The organism is Xenorhabdus littoralis, assembly GCF_033949345.1.
Lineage (GTDB): Bacteria > Pseudomonadota > Gammaproteobacteria > Enterobacterales > Enterobacteriaceae > Xenorhabdus > Xenorhabdus littoralis.
The window spans coordinates 1-6,857 of the sequence record NZ_VCDP01000098.1 but is presented as its reverse complement, the minus strand read 5'-3'; the positions used below and the strand labels follow the sequence as shown (position 1 = coordinate 6,857).

Below are 6,857 nucleotides of genomic sequence, written 5' to 3'. Positions count from 1 at the left end.
AGGAGAAAAATGAGGAACAGGTGAGGAGTTAACCTCTTTTCTGGTTGGTGTTTTTTCTGATCTCCGTGTTGCCGGGTTAATGTATTAGCCCGGTAACACGGAGAAGACAAGCGCAGCGCGTCAGTCGAACGCTAAACAGGAGAAAATACTTATCATTCCATGACAAGAAAACCTTTCTGGTTGGCAATTAGTTTTTCGTCACTGGCAGTGCTCATTTCATCTACGATGATAAGTTTTTCCTTAGTTTTTAATTATCACAGCCCTCGAAAAATAGAAAAACCTCTGGCGATTCTTCATGTGTTATTTCCAAATACAGTCTTTTATTTCTGTGTCATAAGCATTCATATTTTCCTCAAAACTCACTTGTTTCCCTTTTTTATTTATATAGGTGAAACCATAGTATCTTGCTCCCTGCGAAATAACCGTATACGCCCCATTAAACTCCCCTTTAACTATTTCATTCCATACAGTTGTATACTGATATGGTCTATCCTCAGCTAATATTTCAGAATCCTCCTTAACCAAAAAAATCGGTATAGCTATATGGGAATTTTCATACTTAACATAGCCAATTCTGGCATTATCTTTTTTTGAATACATATCAACTAACTTTATATTTATTGGTTTTTTACCATTGGAAGTAAAACAACCAATATCAATAGACCATTCAGAGGCATAAGCATTAGTAGATAATATAACCAACATCAAAAAAATAATATTTTTATACATTTTAATTTCCTCTTCCTCTTCTTTCTCCACCATCTCTTCCTGCTTCACCTCCTCTTCTTGCTCCGCCATCTCTTCCTGCTTCACCTCCTCTTCTTGCTCCGCCATCTCTTCCTGCTTCGCCTCCTCTTCTTGCTTCACCTTCTCTTCCCGCTTCACCTCCTTCGGCTCTCAAGGCAGCGATTCTCTCGTTTATATAATTAGATACATCACGATTTCTTATTCTATACATTCTTCTATTTAACTGAGCCTCAGTTCTAAAAGGATTTTCAGTGATTAATGTCTGTACTCTTTCATAACCTCTCAAAGCTTCATCTCTGTCTTTCGTCGTTCCTCGACGTGTTGTTATATTAGGATCATGCCAAAGTCCCCATGCGAAAGAATAAATTTTATAATTATAGATAGAACTGCTAATAAACTCGAATCTTTCATTTTCTAACAATTGATTAAGATGCTCAGCCTTTAATATCCTAATTGCTGTTTTTAGATAGTCTAATCTATCATTATAACCATTGAATCCCCCATTGATAAGAGCAGTAACTTTATTAAAGTCATCATTTTCAGCCGAGTCAAATACGTTTTTGTATATCTTATAAAACCAAAATGCAGATAACACACTATGTGGTGGAGACAATAATTTATTCCTATTTTCAGCAGAAGAAGTTACATCTTCACCAATATAATTACCATACGCTGTATAGTTTCCTTCAAATGTCAATTGTATTAAGCCTCGACCATACCAAGGGTTATAATTCTTTCTTTCCCCTCCAATTTCTTTCGTATATTGTAATCCTCCACTTTCATGGCATACCTGCGCTAAAAAATGGGCTTTGCCTCGACATGTAGTAATACCAAATCTATTAAAACCCTGATTAAATGCTTCTAAATTGTTTTGAAGTCTTGTTTGTGGTGCATTGGGCAATATCTCTTGTAGTTCAGCTAGCGTAATGTCTCTATCACATGCACGTCCTTGAATTACCGGTATTTCCAGCACATGCCGTCGCTTGAGTTGATGGGTTGACAGTCCCTGTAAGGTCGAACCACTGAAATGTTCTGAATCCTGTAATTCCTCCGCTTGCCACCCGTTAATTGTAGGATATCCATCACTAAGCATACCCAATGTGATGTATTGGTATTCATGCCCGTCCAATATAGCCGCTGGCTTAACATGGGAATTGGCTTCGCCGGTTTGCTGACGAGGTGTTCGTTTGACAATTTCATCCGCCAGTGGTTGTGCTGGTATGGATAAGATGACCGGCATTGGTGGAAGGTCTTCTTCGCGTAATAAACCCTTTCCATCCGTCGTACCCGTCCGCTCAATACTTGGATTCAGTCGGCTTTTCAATTTATAAGGCATTCCAACCAGAGGATTACCCCGGCGTTTTTCATGGTAATACGCAGCTCAACCGAATTTAATCTGACAGGCCCTAAATCAAAGTGGGCGACTGTCAGATTAAGTCTGAATTACTACATCTTAATCTTTTTGCTATTTCTTAATTCAAGAATACGCATTAATTTATCAAAATCTGGACTTACATCACCATTGTATATTATTGTTCCGTCAGGATAAGTCATTGATGTATCTGCATCCTTATTTTTCCCTCCATTCCAATGACTTAAAAAATTTTTTTCATATAAGACATTAAGATGGATTTTTCTACCATCAACCATTTTATAGGTCATAACATCATATTTTCCCACCAAATAAAATGATTGACTGTGCCCCCCTAAGAACCTCTCTCGTAGTAAAGGAAATAACGTAATTTCTTCATTTAAATCACCTGTTTTTTTTATATATCCACCATCGAATACTTGTGGTGCATTACCATCAATAACAAATGTCGTATCAAATCCAAAGTTTTTTTCAATAAAAGGAGCAATTTTTGACGTATCTCTCAGCTTCACTTCGAACTTAATATTACTCAGTTTCCAATCACATTTTCCCCCTCCCTCCTTAGGGATATTGACCTCAACTTGATTTGACTGACCGATGGATAGCGGGTAGGTGGCAAGATGAAAACCCGGAACAGAATACGACTTCATATTCGCGGTTCGGCGTTCTTTGCGACAAATTTTAGAACGATACATGGCTGAAATGGGTAAGGCATCCAACTCATCAGGAATCGTTGCCATAAAATAAACATGCTCTCCATTAATCGGTGGAGAGAATGATCCGCTTTGCGCGCATCCTTGTATGAAAAACACAGCAAGTAGGGAGGGTAATACGCTTTTATTATAGAGAAATTTCATGGGTGTCTTCCTTATACCGCTCAAGAGCGTGTTTCAATAATTCATCTTGGTTAACATCTTGTTTAAAAACATCGTGCAGTTTATTTTCGAGTGCCATAAAAGTGGTATTACGTTTAGCATTCAGTTGATAGGCATCTTTATGATGTATTATTTTATCAAATGCCCCTCTTGACGCTATTCGCTTAGGCGTTTTCGTTGGTTCTAATAAACTGAGCAATTGATTATTTATAATGGCTTGATATTTACTGCCCATAAAGTGGTCTGTTGCCATCGTCATAATCGTATCTAAATCAGGATTATTCCATTGTGGGAAAATTTCATCGATAACAGACTTATCTCCCTTTAATGAGTCCACATATTCCTGTTGTTCTTTCTCTAATCCTTTATCTAACGAATTAGCTATGCTCGGAACTAAATAAAACTTATAAGTGCCATTCATGCGCCAGCTTTTGCTACCGAGTGTATCCCCTGTATGACTACGCAGCTTTTCGTGACCAATTTGCCTCGCCTGAAAGAAACTCACGGTATTTCCTTGGTGATAATAGACTTCACCAATCTCAGGGAGATATTTTTGTATTGGAATGGTGGGTAATGTTGCCAAAGTCCAGCCAAAGCCAAAAATGGTTCCGAGTGACCCATAAACTTCAAATAACCAGTTATCCATATTGGTGTCAAATGGCACGCTCGTTACGGTATCGGCATCATTGACATGTCGGAAATGATTCAGTGATGTTAAGGCTTTGACTCCACTTCCCGTGAAAACCCGAGGCATTCCATAAGTATAAAGGAGCGGGTTATTACCTCTTAGCTCTGTGGCATGTAATAAAGCGAGTGCACCCCCCAAACTATGCCCACAGATATATAACTTTTTAATTTTAGAGCGTGATTTATCTTTTATATTTTCAGTTCTTTTTTCAAAATATTTTTCCATACACTGATAAGCTTCTAAAAAGCCCTTATGAACCTTGGCTTTTCCACCGGGAAGAATATTCTCTGGGCATGGAATGGGGCGATAAGTCCCGTCCGTAAGCGCATTTCTCAAGCTTGCCGTCCCCCTCCATGCCGCAATAATTTGCGTTTCATTTTCAACAAAAAACATTTGAGTATCATGCTCAAACGTTTTAGGAGTTTCCACTTGTTGAACATCCAAGAATATTGCCGGTCGATAACGTTCTTTAAATGGTACATCGTTTACAATCGCGGGATAAATGAAAGCATCATTGATAACAGGGGTTTTTGATAAGTCAAAGCATTGCTGGTAGAAAAAAGAAGTGGTCGTATCGGGAGTATTAATAAATTCCCTCATATCAATATCAGGAGAATCTGGGTCAACCATCACTTCATCCTTATACACCAATAGTGACATGAGTCCTAGGTTATACGTATTCACTATATCGTAGTTTGGTGTATGTTTTAGGATTAAAGACCATGCTCTAAACGGACATACCTCAATCACATGACGTTGATTAAAATCCTCACCGTAAAACTCTAATCCTCTAAATTCATCTTCTTTCGGAAAATGGTAGTAAGGTAGCCCAAATTTAGCTTGTTCCCACTCTGCAATATCAGGGGCTCTGTCACACAACTCACCAATGACAGCATAACGATAAAAACAACCTTTGGATTCGGCATCTGGCTTTACTGTTGAATTAGACTCACCACGCAATGATCGTAATGGTCGTGTCTCCATCTCATCTGCAAGTTTTTGCCCACTGAGAAATAAACGTAAAGGAGAAGCAAGCAATTTTTCTTCTCGGATCATTCCGTTTCCATCCGTCATCCCCTTACGCTCAACTTTTCTATTTTTTAAAATATAGGGCATATTAGAGATGGGTTTATTGTGTTCATCAACAAGCTGAATTTCTATTTTGTTCTTTAATATGTCCTGACAATCATGACAATAAACTGAATTAGTATTACTCATAAATAGGTGCTCCTGTTATTTTCCTTGTTCCATAGCCAATAGATAATCCTGACCGGACATATTTTCAATATGTTGTTCGGCTTCCAGCTTTTGTCTCAACCACTGCTCAATCCGGGGTTCTAAACTGCCTTCTGGCTGATCCAATTTCTTCGCCATTACACCGTGGTTTTCCCATAAATCATTGTAGAGGGAACTACTTAAGGCTTGCAGACCATAGGGAGAACGTAGCCAGACAGCCAGCAGGTGTTCGCCCAGCGTAAACGGGATTTCACTGTTACCTTCGCTACACGTTTCGGGACGGCAAAACTGCATCGGTTGCGGCCTGTCTATCATCAGTTCTGTGACAGGCGACAACATCAGTGACCAGTCGCTGGGCGTGAAGGCTGGAACCAGTGCGCCCAATATCCGTGCATCCATCATGCGGAATAGTACCGGCTCACCATTCATCATTACCCATTGTCGCTGCTGCCAGTGTTTAAGCTGTTCCTGCCACGGTGCATGGCTGCGATAAGCCCAACCCCAACTGTTGTCACTGAGTTCATGGCGATCCAGCACTGCCCCTATCTGAGTGAGTTGATTCGCCTTCGGTTGCACCAACCACGGACTCTGCTTCAACATATTGCGCATTGGAGTGCCGCTATACAGCGGAAATGCCTGCTCAACCCAGTCATGGTGGTAAAATGGTTCTACAGGATCCGGTTTAGCCAGTGAATTGATAATAAAGAATACGGGAGCTTTATTGGGTCCATTCAGCCAGGCTTGCCAGCTTATTGCGGATCCGGTGCTTTCCATCGTGGTAACTCTTTCCATTGTGTTTACTCTTTAACAGGTTTAATGACTAAACTGGCATCCTGTTGTGCCAGTACAGCACAAGCCGGTTGCACCGGAAATTCAATGGCCGAAAGCGCTTCCGCCATCGGGAGTTGTCCCACTTGTGAGAACGGCGCTACTCCCTCCGGTAATTGCAGTGAAATCCCGCGACCACTGCCACCTGAACCCTGCCCGACATTAATCGGTGAAGACAAAATCCCGCCCGGCGTGACTTTCAGAAAACTTCCACCCACTTTCAGGGTGATTTCCGAAGCCGCTTCCAGCACCACTTTGCCGCCGCTTTTCAGGTGGATTTCCTGTCCACTGTCAATCACGGTCGCATCGCCGGTCTGAATATGCTGACTGCCTGCAATCCGATGAGAAACATCGCCTTCGGTGGTGATTTTGCGGGAACCGGCGACCTGATGATGGTCATCGGCGCGGATGTCGTGGTAACGGTTATTGTCTATGCGCTGTTTCTGGTCGTGTTTGATATGCCAGAGGGCATCGTTTTCGATATGGGCGGTAAAATCTTTCTGACCGTGGAAATAGATTTCTTCGCTGTCTTTCGCATCCTCAAACCGCAGTTCGTTAAAACCCTTGCCTTTATGGGTTTTAGTCTTGAAAGTCGTGCGGGTTTTTTGGGCAGGTAAATCCAGTGGCGGGCGGTTCAGGCCGTTGTAGACACAGCCGGTGACGATTGGACGGTCAATATCACCATTGAGATAGGAGATAATCACTTCCTGACCGATACGCGGGATCGCCATAAAGCCAAAGCCGTTACCGTTCCAACCCTGTGCGACGCGCACCCAGCAGGAAGCGCCATCATCAGGCGGGTCATAGCGGTTCCAGTGAAAATGGACTTTAATCGCGCCCTCTTTATTGACAAAGATTTCTTCCCCTTCCGGCCCGACGACCATGGCTGTTTCATCGCCATCGGCCAGCGGTTTGTAGTGGAAAGGCGGACGCCAGTCGGCAAGGCCATCAATAAAACTAAAGTGATTGCTTAGCGCCGTACCTTCGCCCCCACCATGACCCAGTGCCTGCGGGCAGCGCCCGTGATGACTGATACCAATTACCTGCCAGCGGGCATTCAACAGTTTGTGCGGATGATTTTTTATCTCGAGAATTTTGCCCGGCATCAGTT

6 protein-coding genes are annotated in these 6,857 nt (G+C 42.0%); all 6 read right to left on the bottom strand.

Translation table 11 applies throughout. From position 1 onward, the window contains the following. Positions 1-300: 300 nt before the first annotated feature. Positions 301-798, bottom strand: coding sequence for a hypothetical protein (locus tag FE394_RS17250; RefSeq protein ID WP_319927585.1), 498 nt, complete (start codon positions 796-798; stop codon positions 301-303). Continuing rightward, positions 731-2,083: a glycoside hydrolase family 19 protein gene (locus FE394_RS17245; RefSeq protein WP_319927584.1), complete on the bottom strand. Its 1,353-nt coding sequence runs from the start codon at positions 2,081-2,083 to the stop codon at positions 731-733. Before FE394_RS17245 ends, FE394_RS17250 begins: the two co-directional genes overlap by 68 nt. 110 nt (positions 2,084-2,193) lie before the next feature. Beyond that, positions 2,194-2,976: a hypothetical protein gene (locus tag FE394_RS17240; protein ID WP_319927583.1), complete on the bottom strand. Its 783-nt coding sequence runs from the start codon at positions 2,974-2,976 to the stop codon at positions 2,194-2,196. Further along, the gene (locus tag FE394_RS17235; RefSeq protein ID WP_319927582.1) at positions 2,960-4,900 is read right to left on the bottom strand and encodes a lipase family protein; all 1,941 of its coding nucleotides are present in this window, start codon (positions 4,898-4,900) and stop codon (positions 2,960-2,962) included. Before FE394_RS17235 ends, FE394_RS17240 begins: the two co-directional genes overlap by 17 nt. A 15-nt stretch (positions 4,901-4,915) precedes the next feature. After that, the gene (locus tag FE394_RS17230; RefSeq protein ID WP_319927581.1) at positions 4,916-5,692 is read right to left on the bottom strand and encodes a DUF4123 domain-containing protein; all 777 of its coding nucleotides are present in this window, start codon (positions 5,690-5,692) and stop codon (positions 4,916-4,918) included. 23 nt (positions 5,693-5,715) lie between these two features. Further along, a partial coding sequence (gene tssI, locus FE394_RS17225; RefSeq protein ID WP_319927580.1) for a type VI secretion system tip protein TssI/VgrG occupies positions 5,716-6,857 on the bottom strand: 1,142 nt, incomplete at its 5' end.

Coding starts and splice junctions, on each gene's coding strand:
- FE394_RS17250 (WP_319927585.1), bottom strand. CDS start 798: ATGGCGGAGCAAGAAGAGGAGGTGAAGCAGGAAGAGATGGTGGAGAAA.
- FE394_RS17245 (WP_319927584.1), bottom strand. CDS start 2,083: ATGCCTTATAAATTGAAAAGCCGACTGAATCCAAGTATTGAGCGGACG.
- FE394_RS17240 (WP_319927583.1), bottom strand. CDS start 2,976: ATGAAATTTCTCTATAATAAAAGCGTATTACCCTCCCTACTTGCTGTG.
- FE394_RS17235 (WP_319927582.1), bottom strand. CDS start 4,900: ATGAGTAATACTAATTCAGTTTATTGTCATGATTGTCAGGACATATTA.
- FE394_RS17230 (WP_319927581.1), bottom strand. CDS start 5,692: ATGGAAAGCACCGGATCCGCAATAAGCTGGCAAGCCTGGCTGAATGGA.